Source organism: Chryseolinea sp. T2, from assembly GCF_037203685.1.
Taxonomy (GTDB): domain Bacteria; phylum Bacteroidota; class Bacteroidia; order Cytophagales; family Cyclobacteriaceae; genus Chryseolinea.
Genome location: NZ_JBBCAU010000010.1, coordinates 143,085 through 161,640 on the forward strand (window position 1 = coordinate 143,085; position 18,556 = coordinate 161,640).

Genomic DNA, 18,556 nt, shown 5'->3' on the forward strand with positions numbered 1-18,556 from the left:
TGCCACAGAAGCACCTGCTGATCTGCCGTTTCCTTTCAATTATCGTTCAAAAGGGGCCTCGTTTCAAAATTTCAAGTGAATGTTCATTTTTTGATACGTATCAGATAGCGTCAAATCGGACTTTAGCAAACGTGTGCGTTGAAATATGAAGCGTGAGTCTCGAGTTCAGATCCGCAACATGTTTCGAACCCCCAAAGCAAACGGAATGTGAAAGTTCTACTCAAAATCTTAAATGCCAGACGAAGATCCTTTTAACCGGAATCAGGTGTGAGCCTCGATTCAAAACTCATGCAGTAACAGTTATTGTATGAGCCGTCGTCAAAAATTATTTCCAAACAACCCAAAGAAGTTATGAGTGAAATCTACTCGAATTGGTTAAGCCGCAGGCGACTGCTATGGCTAAAGTTCAAGCTCTTGCCGTTTTTGTCCGCGGCACTAATGGTGTGTTTTGTTAGCGCAAACACAGTTCAGGCAAAGCCTTCACTATTTCAGGAAGTGACAGTAACCGGACAGGTCGTTGACGACGCAAGTGCGCCGCTTCCCGGAGTAAATGTCCTGGTAAAGGGTACAACGAACGGAACGACCACCGACGCCAACGGCAACTACCGCCTTAATCTTGGAAGTGGCGATGCAACGCTGGTGTTCAGCTTCATTGGATATGTTACGCAGGAGATCGCTATAGCGGGGCGCACCTCCATAAACGTGTCCATGGTGACCGATGTCGCTACCTTGTCGGAAGTTGTTGTTGTGGGTTATGGTGTTCAGGCGAAGTCTTCGGTGACTGGTGCGGTCTCTTCTGTGAACTCGAAAGAAATTTCAGCGTTGCCTGTTCCGAGCGTTTCTGCAGCATTGCAGGGACGTGTTCCAGGAGTATTTGTCACCAATAACGGGGGACCGGGCACAAGTGCAATTGTTCGGATACGCGGCATAGGTTCCATCACGCAAAATGCAGATCCGCTTTATGTGGTGGATGGATTTCCTGCACCAAACTTCAATCTCAATAGCGTAGATACAAAAGATATTGAGTCTGTTGAAATCTTAAAGGATGCTGCTGCAACTGCTGTCTACGGATCACGTGCCGCTAATGGTGTGGTCATTATTACCACAAAAAGCGGATCTAAGGATCAGCAGGTGCATGTGGATCTTGAAGCCTACGCCGGCACTCAAAGCGCATGGAAACAATTGGACCTGTTGAATCGCGATCAGTACCTGGGATATGGAACGGCACTCGCAACCAACGCAGGTGGCACACCGCCATCCCGGTTCTCCAGTATGAATCAACCTATTTACGCAGGTACAACCCAGACGTTTGCTCAAACAGAAACCGATTGGCAGGATGAGATGTTCCGTTCGGCACCTATTTCTCAACTTCAGGCTTCTGCATCCGGTTCAACCGAAAAGACAAAAATGTATTTGTCGTTCGGTAGATTCAAGCAGGATGGTATCATGTTGGGTACTTCCTTTGACAGATACAACGGAAGACTTAGTGTAGAGACCAAAATTGGCAAGCGATTTACCCTTGGTGAGAACCTTCAGGTTACGCAAAGCAACAACCAGAATCAGTTGGAGAGCGGTGGAAGAACAATGGTCATGCACATGCTTCGTTCCGTTCCCTATATCACGGTACGCAATCCAAATAATCCTGGTGGTTTTAACGGTACCACTTCTGCTGACGGTTCGGACCCCGAAAACCCTGTCCGCTTGGCATTGATGGATAAGAGAAATAACCATAATCTTTATATTCTGAGCAATACGTTCTTACAGGTTAAGATCCTTGAATCACTCAGGTATAAGTTCACTTTCGGTGCAAACTCGTCCCAGGACCGTGCCTTGCAAAATGATCCAATCTTCAGCGACGGCGGTTATCAGGGAAGAACTACGCACAACCTGACAGACAACAGAAACAGCTATTACTCGCTGTATTACTCTAATCAGCTGACGTACGACAAAACCTTTGGTGGTCATAACATAAATGTTGTTGTCGTTGCTGAACGGCAGGACGAAAAGAATAATTTCCTGAATACCAGCGGTCGGTTAACCACAAATGATATCAATAATCTGACAGGAGGAACGAACCTGACGGTAGATAATCAGAGCTGGGAAATGTATCTGCTTTCTTTCCTGGGACGCGTGAACTATGACTTCAAAGGAAAATATTTGCTTAGCGCGTCCATGCGTCGGGATGGTTTTTCAGGATTCGCGCCAGATCATAAGTGGGGTAACTTCCCCGGTGCGTCCGTGGGCTGGAAGATAAGCGAGGAGAATTTTATGCAGGGTATCAGTCAAGTCACTGACCTGAAACTGAGAGCAAGCTATGGAAAGGTTGGCGCGAAGCCGACGGATGCGTACAGCTATGTGTCATCCATATCAACAAACTCCTTCTACCCATTTAATAATGCGCTCGCGCAGGGAGCATACTATCAGAAGCTTCCAAATGCTAACTTCGGATGGGAAGTGTCGACGATGAACAACATAGGTCTTGACCTGGGAATGTTCAATAATCAGTTCACGTTTTCAGCTGACTATTTCATTAAGGATACCGATCATCTGATTTTGGCAACCCAACCTGCTACTTCCTTAGGCCTCGACGAGCCGACGGCGCTGAACATCGCGAAGATGACAAACTCCGGATTTGAATTTACAGCTGGTTATTCTTTGATAGGCAAAGATTTCCGCTTTAATGCTTCCGGAAACGTTTCGATCATTAAGAATGAGATAAAAGCACTTTACGGTGAAAATACTGCGTATTTCGCTGGAGGTAATCAGGACTATGGATCAGGTAATATAACAAGGACAATCGCAGGGTCCAGCATTCAACATTTCTACCTCTCAGAAACGGATGGCCTGTTCCAGAACGAAGGAGAAATTGTTAACGCAGAAGGCAAACCAACGCAGACCGGCATGGTGCTTCCTTTAAAGGCCGATGGTACAGTTGATCTTGCAGCATGGCGCGACCCTGCGAACTCGGGTAAATATACTCGTCCCGGTGACGTTCGGTTTACAGGCGTGATGAAAGACATGGGCAGCTTCCTCCCTAAGTTCAGTTATGGATTAAATCTCTCAGCTACATTCAAAGGCTTTGATGCAACGATGTTTATTCAGGGCGTTCAGGGCAACAAAGTGTATAACGGAACGAGAGTTATAACTGAAGGTATGCAAAGGTTGTTCAACTCCGGCACAGAAGTACTCGATGCCTGGACACCTGGTAATACTGAGACGAATGTACCAAGGGCTGTAAGCGGTGATCCAAATTCAAATGCAAGACCAAGCGATCGTTTCCTTGAAGACGGTTCATACCTTCGGATCAAGAACCTGAATATTGGTTATACATTGCCATCTTCACTCTTCGACTTTACCAACGGAGCTGTCAAGAAATTCAGGATCTATTTCACAGCGCAGAATCTCCTGACCGTAACGAATTACAAAGGCTATGACCCTGAAGTCGGTAATCGGAATATCAACAATACAGCCGACACGAACCGTTTCCTGGTGAATGGCATCGATTATGGGCAGTTCCCACAGCCTAGGACTTTCATAGGTGGTATACAATTAGGATTTTAATCCATATTTAAGATGAAAAAGGTTTTTCTATTAACAATAGCTTTGGTGTCAATGATTGTCATCTCCTGTGATGAGAGTCTGCTGGACACCAAGAGTCCTAATCAGATAACGAGTAACGCTTATTATACTACGTTAGAGCAAATCGGGACTTCCGTGAATGCGATCTATGCGGTGTTGCAGGGCAACCGCCTTGTAGGAAGAGAATACTTCTTCATTCATGATCTCAGGGGAGACGAAATGAAAGCAGGTGGCGGGCAACTGGAAGTGCCGAGAGCTCAGTTATTGAATGGTTCTCATACCTATACCAACGCCGTTATGTCTGACGTCTATAAAGGATTGTTTACCATGATTCATCGCGCGAACGCCGTTATCACAAATGGAGCGGAGCTGACTGACTCGGGTAATCAGGCTTTACTGGACAGATACATTGCCGAAGCACGTTTCCTGAGAGGCTTTGCTTACTACACTCTCGGCGCTTTGTGGGGTGGCGTTCCTTTGTATGACCATCCCGGAGAAGACTTCAGCGACGCCCAGCCAAGGTCAACTCAGGCTGAAACTTTTGCCTTCGCCCTTGCCGATGCTAATGCAGCAGCAAGTGTTCTGCCGGCCAGCTACGAGGCTGCCGACCTGGGTCGTGCAAGCAAAGGCGCCGCGCTTACATTAGCCGGAAAAATTAACCTGTGCAAAGGAGACTACGCAGCAGCTAAGACCGCCCTTGAGGGAGTAAAGAACCTGGGAGTTTACAGCCTTGTGCCGAAGTACTTTGACAATTTCACCGAGGAAGCTGAATATAACAAAGAATCGGTTTTTGAAGTTGGTTTCTTAGATACTGGCTATGGCTGGGACGCATCCGGAAACGGTTCATCAGCCGACAGCTGGGTTCGCTCTCAGGAATATTCTGCCGTTGGATGGGCCAACCTGATTCCATCGGATAAGCTCATAGCGGAATTTGAAGATGCTGATCCAAGACTTACAGATTCTTTCTGGTTTCCTGGAGATAAATTCGCCGATGGATCCAAGACATTAGTGACCAAAGATGGCGACGGCAAAACAACCTTTAACATTGCTGGAGATAACGGCACAACATATGAAGGACAAAATGTGAAGATTAGATGGAAGAAGTATTCCGTCATGTATAAGTCTGATCCTGGAGGATTCAATGTAAACGTCGGTATCAACTACCGTCTTTGGAGATATGCTGACGTGTTGTTGTTGCTTGCTGAGTGTGAGAACGAAACCGGTTCAGCTGCAAACGCGATCGGCTACCTCAACCAGATTAGAAACCGTGCCAGTGTGAACATGCCTAACTATGGTAGTGCAACCATGAATGCTGCCGGCTACCCGGTGACCAGCAAGGACGAGATCCTGAAGGCCATTCAGCATGAAAGATTCATCGAATTAGCGGGAGAAGAAATCAGGAACATTGATATTCTTCGTTGGAGAGCAAATGGCAAGATTAAGGGCCCGGATCCTATCAGCTATTTCCAACCTAACAAATATGAGTTCCTCCCCATTCCACAAGATGAATTCAACACTAACTCCAACTTTACTGAAGCATCACAAAACCCTGGATACTAAAAAGAATTCAGCTGTTTAATAATTGAGTTTAAGATAGTAGCATCTATTTTGGTAATCCCGGAATGTTCAGTTCCGGGATTACTTATGCTTACAAGCATGTTCTTATAAATGAAAATAGCCATCCTTACCACAGTTGTCGCGCTTCTATTTTTATTCAACGGATGCAGGCAGAATCGAACACTTTTTCGATTGGTCGACCAGGCTGATTCAGGAATACGCTTCTCCAATATGCTAACGGAGAATGACACGTTGAATGCCCTGAAATTCGAATACTTATATAATGGTGCTGGCTTAGGTGTGGCAGACTTTAACAATGATGGACTCGCAGATATCTTTTTCGCGGGCAACATTAATAGCTCCGGACTTTATCTCAATAAAGGCAATCTGACTTTCGAGGATGTATCCGACGCTGCGGGTGTAAAGACAAGCCTGTGGTGTACTGGCGTCTCTATCGTTGATATCAACCACGATGGATTGCTGGATGTTTATGTTTCTACCGCCCATCCAAACAAGGACAAGCAAGTGCCGAATATCTTTTTTATCAACCAGGGAATGGATGAAAAAGGTGTTCCTCAGTTTAAGGATTTAGCTACGCCGCTGGGACTTGCTGATTCAAGCTATTCAACTCAGGCGGTGTTTTTTGATTACGATCTCGACAAAGATCTTGATATGTTTCTGCTGACGAATTCCCTCGAGTCTTATCACCGTAATACGCCTTTTGGTCAGCGTACCGACGGAAGCGGCAAGAGCGTTGATAGACTGTACCGACAAGATATTCTGCCAGACGGAACCGCTCATTTTATCAATGTTTCAAAAACGGCGGGGATCCTTGAAGAAGGCTGGGGCCTCGGCGTTATCGTAAATGATTTTAACCAGGACGGTTGGCCAGACATCTACTGCGCCAATGATTTTCTATCATCTGATCAATTGTACGTGAATCAAAAAGATGGCACGTTCAAAAATGAAATTTCAACCTGGATGAACCACCAGGAGTTTAACGGGATGGGTACTGATATGGCAGACCTTAACAATGATGCGCTGAATGACCTGGTGGTCGTAGATATGATGCCCGACGATAACCTCAGACAAAAGACGATGTTCTCCTGGATGGGCTATGAGCGTTTTATGAAGAGCCTGCATTTGAACTATCGTCCTCAATACATTCGAAATGTACTGCAACGTAACAATGGGAATAACACGTTTAGTGATATCGGGTATCAAAGTGGCATATATGCTACCGACTGGAGTTGGTCACCCCTGATTGCCGATTTTGACAATGATGGCCTCCGGGACATTTTTATATCCAATGGTTATCTGAAAGACATCACGGACCTCGACTTTGTAACCTATAATCAGGGCGTAACAATGTTCGGGACGGATTCTTTAAAAATGAAAAATGCTGCCAAAGCGCTTAAAGAACTGGGCGGCGTGTTTAAGCCTGATTTCATGTTCCGGAACAAAGGCGACTTTCAATTCGAAAATGTTGGAATCGACTGGGGTATTACCGAACCCATGTATTCAAATGGAGCTGCCTACGCGGACTTTGATAACGATGGAGACCTTGATCTGGTACTTAATAATCTTAATGGAATATCCCGCTTATACGAGAATACCCTTAACAATGAGCAGGTGAATGCAAAATTCCTGCGATTGAAACTGAGTGGCCCGCAGGAAAACCCACAGGGAATAGGCACAAGAGTTTGGTTGTACTGTGATGGACAAATGAGTTACGGTGAACAACAATTGCAACGCGGCTATCTCTCCAGTGTTGATCCGGTAATGCACTTTGGATTAGGGGCTGCGACAAAAGTGGACTCTGCGGTCATTGTGTGGCCCGGCGGTCAAATGCAGGTAATAAGAGATGTGCTTGCCAACACGCGCGTTGTAGTGTCCTATGACGAGGCTAAACTAGTATATCAAACTCCCGCTCGTAAGCCAACATTGTTGACGAAAGAAGAGTCAGTAGTCACCACAGTGATGCCTGAAGATATTTATACAGACTACAAATCCGGTCAGGCAACATTGCCGCACAAATTCTCTCAGCAGGGTCCGCGACTTGCCGTTGGAGATATTAATAATGATGGCCTTGATGATTTTATCATTGGAGGTACTGCTTACCGTAGCGCAATAGTATATCAACAGAAGGCGGATGGTAGTTTTGATGTTGATTCCCTTTCTGTTAAAGACTCCGAGGATGTTGGCCTGCTACTATTTGACGCAGATAAGGATGGCGATCTGGATCTGTATTGTGTAAGCGGAAGCAGTGAGTTCGGTAGAGATATTTCTAAGTATCAGGACCGGCTGTACAGGAACAATGGCAAAGGTAAATTTCAGCTGGATAAAGAAGCTTTGCCGAAAATTGAAAGCAGCGGAAGTTGTGTAACTGCAGCCGACTTCGATCAGGATGGCGATCTTGACTTATTTGTCGGCGGGCGTGTCATACCGCTCTCGTATCCACTTGCGCCGCGAAGCTATCTCCTGCGAAATAATGGCGAGGGAAAATTTGAAGATTTTACCACCAGTATAGCCAGTGGGTTAGATTCAGTTGGTATGGTGACAGACGCATTGTTTACTGATGTTGATAACGATGGATCAAAAGATCTGATCGTTGTGGGAGAGTGGATGCCCATTACAATCTTCCATAATGAAGGGGGTAAGTTTAAAAAGGCAAAGGAACTTGCTACAGGTTGGTGGAATAGCATTGCTGAAGGCGACTTCGATAATGATGGAGACCTGGATTATATCATAGGTAATCATGGTAAAAACTCGGTCCTTCAGGCGAGCGATAAGGAACCGGTGTCGATATACGCAAAAGACTTTGATGGCAATGGTTCGTTGGATGCATTCATGTCGCGATATATTAACGGGAAAGAATACCCGGTGCATTATCGCGAAACGATGACCGAACAGACACCCACTCTACGCCGTCTCCTGAAGACTTATTCAGAATACGGAAAGATGGAGATGCCACAAATACTTAAATACCTGGGCGACCAGGGAGTGGATGTTAAGCGTGCCACCTCATTTGAATCTTCCTATATGGAAAACCGTGGCAATGGGGATTTTGTGTTGCACGCATTGCCATCGAATATTCAGGTCAGTTGCATGAATAGCATAAGTGTCTGCCACCTGAATAACGATTCCTATCTCGATTTTCTTGCCGTCCAAAATTCTTATGCCGAGGAAACTTTGTCCGGTTATCTCGATGCCGGGATAGGAGTGTACGCCTTAGGCAAAGGTGATGGAACGTTTCAAATTGTTCCACCTGATGAAAGCGGGTTTTGTGTGATGACGGATGCGAAGGCAATAAGAGAGATAAGAGTTGACAATAAGCGCAAATGGATTGTAAGCTCTAATCAGGCGCCGTTGATGTGGTTCAGTGACGTCCAGACAGATATTGCAAGGCGATTGGCCTCGTCTGCTCAACGCCATTGATATCATTAGACATAAGTCGCAGTTAAGCTGAACCTATAATATGAAAATGAAAAAGAGAAGCATTTTTATTTTACTGATCACTATTCAAATAGGTTTTGCATCCGCGCAAAGCATTGAAAAGTCGGCACCGGAGGGTTTTGATAATATTCGTAAGGGAATCGTTAACGGTAAACTGGACACAATTTCCTATTCATCAAAAACGGTGGGTGTTGCTCGCAGGGCCTTGATATATACTCCTCCTGGCTTTTCAAAAGGCAAAAGGTATCCTGTATTGTATCTGCTACACGGAATCGGAGGTGATGAGAAGGAGTGGTTGAGAGGCGGTAGCCCGCAGGTGATCCTGGATAACCTTTATGCCGATAAGAAACTGGAACCGATGATCGTAGTAATGCCCAACGGCAGAGCTATGAAAGATGATCGTGCTATTGGAAATATATTTGACAGTCTTAAGATCAAGGCGTTTTCAGATTTTGAACAGGATTTGATCACCGACCTTATTCCTTTCATTGAGAAAAAATATCCGGTTATTAAAGACCGTGAACATCGCGCCGTTGCCGGCCTGTCGATGGGAGGGGGGCAATCGCTGAATTTTGGTTTGGGCAATCTCGACAAGTTCTCCTGGGTCGGTGGTTTTTCATCGGCGCCAAATACAAAAAGGCCGGAAGTATTGGTGCCCGATGCCGATGTAGCAAAAGCAAAATTGAAACTGCTGTGGATCTCATGCGGGGATGCTGACGGATTGATCGGTTTTAGTAAACGAACGCACGACTATTTATACAGCAAACGCGTTCCACATGTTTTTTATGTTGAACCAGGCGGACATGATTTCAAAGTGTGGAAGAATGATCTCTACATGTTCGCTCAGCTACTGTTTAAGCCAGTAGACCCAGGTGTTTTCTCCTTAACTGTATTGGGTTTTCCGGCATCGACGAATGTCCGGTCAGCAAAGTATCCTCAAGTTCTTCCCGATAATCGCGTGCTCTTTAAAGTCAAAGCGCCAGATGCGCAGAAGATGCAGATCGATCTGGTAAAGAAGTACGATATGAGCAAGGACAGCGAGGGATACTGGTCAGTAACGACAGACACAATCAGCGAGGGAATTCATTATTACTCGCTGATCATCGATGGCGTTGCTGTGGCAGATCCGGCAAGTGAAACGTTTTACGGCATGGGCCGAATGGCAGCGGGTATTGAAATTCCGTCTAAGAATGGAGATTACTACGCTTTGAAGGATGTGCCACATGGTGAAGTGAGGATGAAGAGATATTATTCGGCCGTCTTTAACGACTGGAGACGATTTTATATTTACACTCCCGCAGAATACGAGACAAACCCAGACAAGAAATATCCGGTCCTGTACCTTTTACATGGTGGTGGTGAGGATGAACGTGGGTGGTCTACTCAAGGCAAAACAGATTTGATCCTAGACAATCTCATTGCTGATGGAAGGGCAAAACCAATGCTCGTGGTGATGATGGATGGCAACACTGGTGGAGGTGGTATTGCGTCTTTCGGAGAGCGCTCCCTGCAAACTTTTGAAAACGAGTTAATGAAAGTAGTAATCCCTGTTGTTGAGCGGAGCTATCGCGCGCAAACCACTTCTGACAGCAGAGCCCTGGCTGGTCTGTCTATGGGCGGACTCCAAACTTTGCACGCAGGGGTGAAGAACCACCAGATGTTTTCATACTTAGGTGTTTTCAGTTCCGGATGGTTTGCAAACAATCCGACCCTTTCGGATCCACAGTATGCATTCATGAAGAATAATGTAGCAGCGATCAATAGCGATATCAAACAGTTTTGGATAGCGATGGGGGCTAAGGAAGATATCGCCTATGAAAATTGTAAGGTCATGCTTAAGAAATTTGATGAGATGGGCGTCAGATATCAATACAGCGAATACCCTGGAGGCCATACCTGGCCGGTGTGGAGGAATAATCTTTACAAGTTCGCCCCGTTGCTTTTCCAATAGTTATCAACTGTTGCTATGAGCCAGGGCTCATTGTGAAGAAGGCGTGAGAGAAATAAAACAAGTGTGAGAAAGAAAACAAATATGATCACTTACAAAAACAACACAACATGTTGAAATCATTTACGAGGCTGATAAAAATCTTCATGATCGCCGCTTTGCTTTTTGATGTGACGTTGACATCTGCGCAAGACGGCACCATCTATCCACTCGCATCTCCTGCGGAACCGAATGCCATCCCGTTGGGCACTGGTGGTGTTGAATCACAACCTGCCCCTGAAACCTGGTTCAAACAGTGGGGCGATCCAATGGCACGAAATATTTCGAAGGCAACGCTGACACCATTCTTGCCTAAACCTGAAAAGGCAAATGGCGCAGCCGTGATCGTGGCGCCGGGAGGCGGCTTCCGATGGTTGTCTATGGGCAACGAGGGCTGGGAAGTGGCACAGGCTCTTGCCGATCAGGGTATCGCGGCCTTTGTCCTTAAGTATCGGCTCTTTCCCACACCGGAATCACTGGATGGTTTTAAAGAGTCAATGAACAGAACGTTCGCTGCTGCAGCGCCGCCGGCCGATGGTAACAAAGATACTCCTCCACCCAGCCGTCCGCCGATGGACCTCAGGAATCAACTTGCAGATGCAGAAGCTGCTTATAAGATGATTGTCAATCGCGCAAAGGAATGGGGTGTTGATACAAGCCGGTTGGGAATGATTGGCTTCTCCGCTGGTGCGGGTCTTACGATGCACTCTACACTTAATTCAAAAGTTATGCAGCTTGACTTCATTGGCCCTATATACGGTGGCATGGGGCCGGTTGAAGTTCCAAAGAATGCTCCGCCAATGTTTAACGTAATAGCTACTGACGATTTCTTATTTCGTGGCCAGTTCGGCGTCATCGAATCGTGGTTCAAAGCGGGCAAGCCTGTCGAGTTCCACCTTTACCAGAATGGCGGCCATGGCTTCGGACTGGGCAATCCTAACCGGACCAGTAACAAATGGTTCGATGCGTTTATTCACTGGCTCGATGTTAATAAGTTCCTTGCCAAAGAGACTGCGAAAAAATAAGCGAATTGGATACGGTCCGTCAGTCCGCTATTGTCGGTGATAAGTGAGAATAGGCTTCTGGTGAATAAAAGTATTGAAGTATGAATCAATCTGTAAATGATGTGAATAAGGATGTGCGGAAAAAAACGTCAGTGCTTACAGGAAGCCTGGCGCTAACTGCGGTTTCAACCTGGCGCCTGAAATCAATAGCGACCTTAACGATTTTTCTTCTTTCTTTAGGTGACGGCTTCGCACAGGAATTAAAGCTTAATGATCTGGAGTATTTTGAGACGCAAGGCGTTAACGTCCTCGTTTATAGTAATCTTTTCACGGGAGGATTTAACGACGAGAAGAACGCTGGTATTGAATTAATTCATCATGGCGTAAGGACCGCACAAGGCGGTGCCGTTAGACTCTCCAACACTCCTGAACAGTGGGACCTGGTTCCTGAAATTTCGAACCGAAAGGTGGACCGGGCTTCAAAAAGTATAGAATCTACGTTGCGCTATAAAGACTACGATTTCGATTCGCGCGTGATTGTTACAGCGAAGGGGAATGGTGTTGAAATATCCGTGTACCTGGACAAGCCCCTTCCTAAAGAACTGGAGGGAAGCGCAGGCTTTAACCTTGAATTTCTTCCTTCACAATATTGGGGCAAGGCTTATATAGTGGACGGGCGTTACAATCGATTCTCCCGCTACGTGGTAGGTAACAGTGTGACTAGACCGAACAACGAAAAGCCAAAACAATTTAAAGGATATAAAACATACGACGACAGAGGCACTGGTAAGTACATTGACCCACTTCCGCTGGAGACGGGCCGTACTTTTCTTCTTGCCCCCGATGAACCGTCACGCATGGTGAAAATCACTTCACCCGATGTTGACCTTATGCTTTTCGATGGCAGGATGTTAGCGCAGAATGGTTGGTTTGTCGTCCGCAGCATTCTTCCCTCAGGAAAAACCGGAAAAGTTTTGACATGGACAGTTGAACCAAACGCCATCAAAGGGTGGGTGAGAGAGCCGAATATTGGTTTCTCGCAGGTAGGATACATTTCGAAACAACCGAAAATCGCAGTCATCGAACTTGATAAGAAAGACAAGCCACTCGCAACGGCCTCGCTATATAAATTGGGTACTGATGGCAATGCGAGCACAGTGTTCAGTGGAAAGATAGTGTCATGGGGCGATTACCATAAGTACCACTATGTGAAATTCGATTTTACCTCAGTCACAACGCCTGGTATATACTACATCCAGTACGGAAATTTCAAAACCAACGACTTCCTGATCGAACATAGTGTGTATGATAAAATAACAGACGCCACGAGCGACATCTGGATTCCGATTCACATGAATCACATGTTTGTAAATGAGGCCTACCGCGTGTGGCATGGAGAACCTTTCAGGGAGGGATATCTTCAGGCCCCGCCAAACACAGATCATTTCGATCTGCATGCACAGGGTCCAACAACAGATACAAAGTATAAAGCCCTCGAATTAATACCGGGATTAAACGTCGGCGGCTTTTTTGATGCGGGTGATTTTGATATTGAGACAGGTGCGAATATTAGCGTCGTACAAAACTTCGTTCAAACGTGGGAGTATTTTAAACCATTACGTGATCAGACTTTTGTCGATCAGAAGCAACGTTACGTTGATCTTCATCGGCCCGACGGAACACCGGATGTATTGCAGTTCATTGAGCATGGAACATTAAACCTCGTTACACAGGCAGAGACCATTGGCCACATGGCGCAGACACTTTCAAACGCGGTGCTCGATAATTACCATCACCTTGGAGACGCCGCCTCTTTAACCGATGGACTTCCTTATAATCCGGATCTTGGTCCGTACGAAAAAGCAAAAGATGGAAGATCGAGTGGAGTCAAAGACGACATGTGGGCATTCACAAGCCGGGAGCCGAGACTCGACCTTTACGCGGCCACCACGTTTGCCGCCGCGAGCAGGGCGTTGAAGGGTTATAATGATGATCTTAGTGCCAGGGCCTTAATTCAATCTAAAAGACTTCTGAAAGAAGCAAGCGATCTTCTTGCTGCCCAGCCGGAAGATGCTTCACCCTGGGGAAGGTCTGCTAATGTCGGCACCAATCTTCAACTCTATATCGCGACGGGCGAAAAGCAGTATCTCGACAAATTCATGGAACTGCTGTGGCCGGCACTTGATCGCAACGTTAATTTCATGCTATTGACGGCACTGTACGCGGTCCCGCATGCGGATGAATCATTTAAAGAGAAACTTCGCCCATACGTCGTCAGGTATGCGGAGTATATAAAGGGACTGGAGAAAGAAAATCCTTACGGCGTACCGATCACCCTGGGCAACTGGGCGGGAAGTGGCACAATTATAAATTTTGGTACCACGATCTGTTTTGCAAGCAAGTACTTTCCAGACGTCGTCGCCCCTGAGGAAGCCTTTAAGGTGACGAATTGGTTATTTGGTTGTCATCCCTATCATAATTATTCGCTTGTGGCGACCGTTGGAGCGACTCGTCCTAAAGCAGTATTTTATGGAAATAATCGCGCCGACTTCTCTGCCATACCGGGCAACGTTGCTCCCGGTATCTTATTCAGGAAGCCTGATCACTTCGAGAACTACGACGACTGGCCGTTCCTCTGGGGACAAAACGAAGGCACCATTGGCGGCAATACGAGCTATTTAATTTTCGGATCAGCGTTTAAGAATCTCGTAAAGTAATACACGCCTTACGCCACCGCATTCCATTCAATCCCACATTTATAACTATGAATTCGGAACTCATCTTCGCCGACTATTTGGTATTTGTCATCTACTTCCTGATTGTTGTTGCATACGGCACGTGGATATATCGACGTAAGAAACGCGACTCGGCGAATACAAAAGACTTCTTTCTTGCAGAGGGCTCGCTCACATGGTGGGCCATCGGCGCGTCGCTGATAGCATCCAATATATCCGCCGAACAATTCATCGGCATGAGCGGCGAAGGCTTCTTCGTAGGAATTGCCGTTGCTGCTTACGAGTGGATCGCTGCGCTTGCCCTCATCATCATCGCTGTGTGGTTTATACCGATATATCTGAAGAATAAGATATATACGATGCCACAGTTTTTGAAGACGCGGTACAACGAAACCGTTGCGCTTATAATGGCAGTGTTCTGGCTGTTTCTCTACGTCTTTGTTAATCTCACTTCCATCCTGTACCTCGGCGCGGTTGCCATCAATGGATTAGTTGGTGGTGAGTCTCTCCACCTCATTATGGTAGCCCTCGCGTTGTTCGCGTTGCTGATTACACTCGGTGGTATGAAGGTCATTGGTTATACGGACGTCATTCAGGTTGCAGTACTGATCATTGGTGGTCTGGCGACAACTTATATGGCACTAACACTGGTGAGCTCGAAATTTGGAATGGGCCACGATGCGTGGACTGGCTTCACGCTCCTGATGAAGGATTCTCCCGACCACTTCCACATGATACTGGAAAAGCCGGGACCTGACGCACCTCAGGAGTATATCAACAAGTATTTGGTCCTGCCTGGCATTGCCATGTATTTCGCAGGCCAATGGATTGTCAATTTGAATTACTGGGGATGCAACCAGTACATCACACAGCGTGCTTTAGGCGCAAACCTGCATACTGCGCGAACAGGTATACTCTTCGCTGGTTTTATTAAACTGATGATGCCGGTAATCGTGATGCTTCCGGGAATAGCGGCCTACGTGCTATATAAAAACGGACATCTTCCACAACTCGAAGGCGGCAGCAAAGATGGTGCTTATTCTGCTATCCTCTCGTTCCTGCCGGCTGGATTGAAAGGTCTTTCGATCGCTGCGCTCACTGCCGCGATCGTAGCATCGCTCGCAGGCAAGGCAAACAGCATTTCAACAATTTTCACTCTTGACATTTATAAGAAGTACCTAAACCGGGAAGCCAATGAAGACAAGCAGGTGTGGATTGGTCGTCTCACGGTTTTTATATCCATGATCATTGCAGTGGTGTTCACATGGGAGGATCTGTTGGGTATCGGTGGGGAAGGAGGTTTTACCTTCATTCAAAAGTATACAGGGTTCATCAGTCCAGGTGTATTTGCCATGTTCCTGTTGGGCATGTTCTGGAAACGCACCACCGGAGCGGCAGCTATCGCCGGCGTGCTCACGGGCTTTATCATGTCGGTGTTCTTCAATGAGTTTGCACCTCAGGTATTCGGAAATGAGACGTGGCTGTACACGGCATTTCCCAACGGCAAAGGTGGATATGAGATTCCCTTCCTCATCTGCATGGGCTGGGCTTTCTTCTTCACGATGCTGATCATGGTGCTGATGAGCCTCGCTGGTCCGAGGATTAATCCAAAGGCTTTTGAAATCGACAAGTCTATGTTTGAAGTGAGTCGCTCCACACTGGCGCTGATCATTCTAACGTTGATGATCCTGATGGCGATCTACGTAAAGTTCTGGTGAGTATTGATACCAAAAGTGCGGCTTGGGATTTTGTTAAATATGGAATGGATATGAGATTGACTTTTATAGTACTGCTAGTGATTGTCTGTAACTATGCTGAGGCACAGCAGGCAACTGATCTCAAACTGTGGTACACAACGCCCTCCGGCTCGACATGGGAAAATGCTCTACCTGTTGGTAACGGACACCTGGGAGCCATGGTGTATGGAAACGTAATCAAAGAGACCATTCAGCTCAACGAAAATACGGTTTGGAGCGGTGGTCCTAATCGGAACGATAATCCCGAAGCGCTGCCATCCCTGGCAGAAATAAGAACATTGATCTTCGATGGCAGGCAGAAGGAAGCAGAACAACTGGCAAACAAGGTGATCATCAGCAAGAAGTCCCAGGGCCAGATGTTTCAACCTGTTGGTAACCTGCAGTTGAATTTCCCCGGACATGCGCAATACACAGATTATTATCGTGAGCTGGATATTGAACGGGCGGTAGCGAGAACGAGCTACAAGGTAGATGGAGTTACTTATTCCAGAGAAGTATTCGCTTCATTCACAGACAGGGCTGTAGTGGTCCATCTCACGGCCAGCAAACAAAAAAGCATTTCTTTCGAAGCGACGTTGTCTTCTAAACAGTCCTCGGCAAAGATAACGAGTAATGCCAATGAACTGGCTATAGCCGGTACCACGTCCGACCACGAAGGCATTAAGGGACAGCTGCGATACCACGGAATAGCGCGACTGAAAAATGAACATGGAAGCGTTACGGTTACCGATTCATCACTCGTGGTAAAGGATGCCAACGCAGTGACTATATACATTTCAATCGCGACAAATTTCAATAACTATCACGACATCACCGGAAAAGAACACGAGCGGGCTCGTTCATTTCTCAAATCACCGTTGTCGAAAAGCTATAGTACGTTATTGAGTGAACACGTTTCGAGATACCAATCTTTTTTCAAACGGGTAAGCCTCGACCTCGGTTCAACATCATCCACTCATAAACCGACTGATCAGCGTCTGCGCGAGTTTCGGGATGCTGATGATCCGCAGTTTGCCGCGCTTTATTTTCAATATGGACGCTATCTGCTGATCTCTTCGTCACAGCCGGGCGGACAACCTGCGAACCTCCAGGGCATTTGGAATAGCAGGATGCAGCCCCCGTGGGACAGCAAGTACACGATCAACATCAATGCGCAGATGAACTACTGGCCTGCCGAGAAGACGAACTTGCCTGAAATGCACGAACCCTTCCTGCAGATGGTACGGGACCTGTCGGAAACAGGAAAGGAAACGGCGCGCGTCATGTATGGTGCGCGTGGCTGGATGGCACATCATAATACCGACATATGGAGAGTGAACGGTGCGGTCGATGGTGCTTTCTGGGGCGCATGGAGTGCCGGCGGCGCGTGGTTGAGTCAGCACCTCTGGGAACGATATCTTTATTCAGGCGACAAGAAGTTCTTGTTGTCTGCGTATCCTGTCCTAAGGCAAGCATCCAGTTTTTATGTCGATTTTCTAATTGAACATCCTGCGCATCATTGGCTTATTGTAGCACCCGACATGTCGCCGGAAAACGCCCCGAAAGCACATCAGGGTTCCTCTATAGATGCAGGTACCACGATGACGAACCAAATTGTGTTCGATCTCTTCACTTCAACGATCCGTGCCGCAGAAATACTCAACCTCGACGTGCCATTCGCCGACTCACTTCGGGCATTAAGAAAAAGGCTACCACCGATGCACGTCGGGCAACACGGACAGCTCCAGGAATGGCTCGATGACATTGACGATCCTAACGATCACCATCGCCACGTTTCTCATTTATATGGTTTGTTTCCATCAAACCAGATCTCACCCTACAGGACGCCGGAATTGTACAGTGCCGCGCGCACCACACTGGAACAGCGTGGCGACGTTTCCACCGGATGGAGCATGGGATGGAAAGTCAACTGGTGGGCTAGACTTCTCGACGGCAATCATGCTTTTAAGCTCATCCAAAATCAACTCACGCCGGTTGGAACGGATCCCGAAGGAGGCGGCACTTACAACAATCTTTTCGACGCCCATCCACCGTTTCAGATCGACGGAAACTTTGGATGTACGTCAGGCATCGCCGAGATGTTATTGCAATCTTCTGATGATGCGGTGAACATTCTTCCCGCGCTGCCGGATACGTGGAAGTCGGGTAGTGTTTCCGGACTGCGTGCCCGAGGAGGATTTGAAATCGTTGAGCTGAAGTGGAAGGACCTGAGACTGGTGAAGCTAACCATCCGATCCGTGTTTGGCGGAAACCTCAGGTTACGAACTCCCGATCAGGTTACGTTGGCGAATCGCATTCCTTTGTCGGCAGCCAGTGGTCGCAACGACAACCCCTTCTTTATTGTTGCCGAAACACCATCTCCGGTGATATCATCAAAAGCAACCATCAACACCCCGGCATTAAAGCAATCATGGTTATACGATTTACCCACGAAGGCTGGGGAGTCATACACGCTGATAGCATTGGATTAAACAAATTAAA

8 protein-coding genes are annotated in these 18,556 nt (G+C 46.9%); all 8 read left to right on the forward strand.

Annotation, left to right across the window (positions count from 1 at the left end; all coding sequences use genetic code 11):
* The first annotated feature begins 351 nt into the window (after nucleotides 1-351).
* The 8 genes from WBG78_RS26975 (at nucleotide 352) to WBG78_RS27010 (ending at nucleotide 18,546) form a co-directional block, all read left to right on the forward strand.
* Complete coding sequence (locus tag WBG78_RS26975) at nucleotides 352-3,561, forward strand: SusC/RagA family TonB-linked outer membrane protein (RefSeq protein WP_337329633.1); 3,210 nt, start codon at nucleotides 352-354, stop codon at nucleotides 3,559-3,561.
* Nucleotides 3,562-3,573: 12 nt separating this feature from the next.
* Nucleotides 3,574-5,139 (forward strand): RagB/SusD family nutrient uptake outer membrane protein, encoded by a 1,566-nt coding sequence (locus WBG78_RS26980; protein WP_337329634.1) that lies wholly within the window; start codon nucleotides 3,574-3,576, stop codon nucleotides 5,137-5,139.
* Nucleotides 5,140-5,247: 108 nt separating this feature from the next.
* Nucleotides 5,248-8,574, forward strand: coding sequence for a VCBS repeat-containing protein (locus WBG78_RS26985; protein ID WP_337329635.1), 3,327 nt, complete (start codon nucleotides 5,248-5,250; stop codon nucleotides 8,572-8,574).
* Nucleotides 8,575-8,620: 46 nt separating this feature from the next.
* Complete coding sequence (locus WBG78_RS26990) at nucleotides 8,621-10,543, forward strand: alpha/beta hydrolase-fold protein (protein ID WP_337329636.1); 1,923 nt, start codon at nucleotides 8,621-8,623, stop codon at nucleotides 10,541-10,543.
* A gap of 143 nt (nucleotides 10,544-10,686) precedes the next feature.
* Nucleotides 10,687-11,604, forward strand: coding sequence for an alpha/beta hydrolase (locus WBG78_RS26995; protein ID WP_337329785.1), 918 nt, complete (start codon nucleotides 10,687-10,689; stop codon nucleotides 11,602-11,604).
* Nucleotides 11,605-11,684: 80 nt separating this feature from the next.
* Nucleotides 11,685-14,300 carry a cellulase N-terminal Ig-like domain-containing protein gene (locus WBG78_RS27000; RefSeq protein ID WP_337329637.1) on the forward strand — a complete coding sequence of 872 codons (2,616 nt, stop codon included), beginning with the start codon at nucleotides 11,685-11,687 and terminating at the stop codon, nucleotides 14,298-14,300.
* Between the two features lie 47 nt (nucleotides 14,301-14,347).
* A complete protein-coding gene (locus tag WBG78_RS27005) occupies nucleotides 14,348-16,036 on the forward strand; it encodes a sodium/sugar symporter (RefSeq protein ID WP_337329638.1) in 1,689 nt (562 codons plus the stop codon).
* Between the two features lie 50 nt (nucleotides 16,037-16,086).
* Nucleotides 16,087-18,546: a glycoside hydrolase family 95 protein gene (locus WBG78_RS27010; RefSeq protein WP_337329639.1), complete on the forward strand. Its 2,460-nt coding sequence runs from the start codon at nucleotides 16,087-16,089 to the stop codon at nucleotides 18,544-18,546.
* Nucleotides 18,547-18,556 lie beyond the last annotated feature (10 nt).

Coding starts and splice junctions, on each gene's coding strand:
- WBG78_RS26990 (WP_337329636.1), top strand. CDS start 8,621: ATGAAAAAGAGAAGCATTTTTATTTTACTGATCACTATTCAAATAGGT.
- WBG78_RS26995 (WP_337329785.1), top strand. CDS start 10,687: ATGATCGCCGCTTTGCTTTTTGATGTGACGTTGACATCTGCGCAAGAC.
- WBG78_RS27010 (WP_337329639.1), top strand. CDS start 16,087: ATGAGATTGACTTTTATAGTACTGCTAGTGATTGTCTGTAACTATGCT.
- WBG78_RS26975 (WP_337329633.1), top strand. CDS start 352: ATGAGTGAAATCTACTCGAATTGGTTAAGCCGCAGGCGACTGCTATGG.
- WBG78_RS26985 (WP_337329635.1), top strand. CDS start 5,248: ATGAAAATAGCCATCCTTACCACAGTTGTCGCGCTTCTATTTTTATTC.
- WBG78_RS27000 (WP_337329637.1), top strand. CDS start 11,685: ATGAATCAATCTGTAAATGATGTGAATAAGGATGTGCGGAAAAAAACG.
- WBG78_RS26980 (WP_337329634.1), top strand. CDS start 3,574: ATGAAAAAGGTTTTTCTATTAACAATAGCTTTGGTGTCAATGATTGTC.
- WBG78_RS27005 (WP_337329638.1), top strand. CDS start 14,348: ATGAATTCGGAACTCATCTTCGCCGACTATTTGGTATTTGTCATCTAC.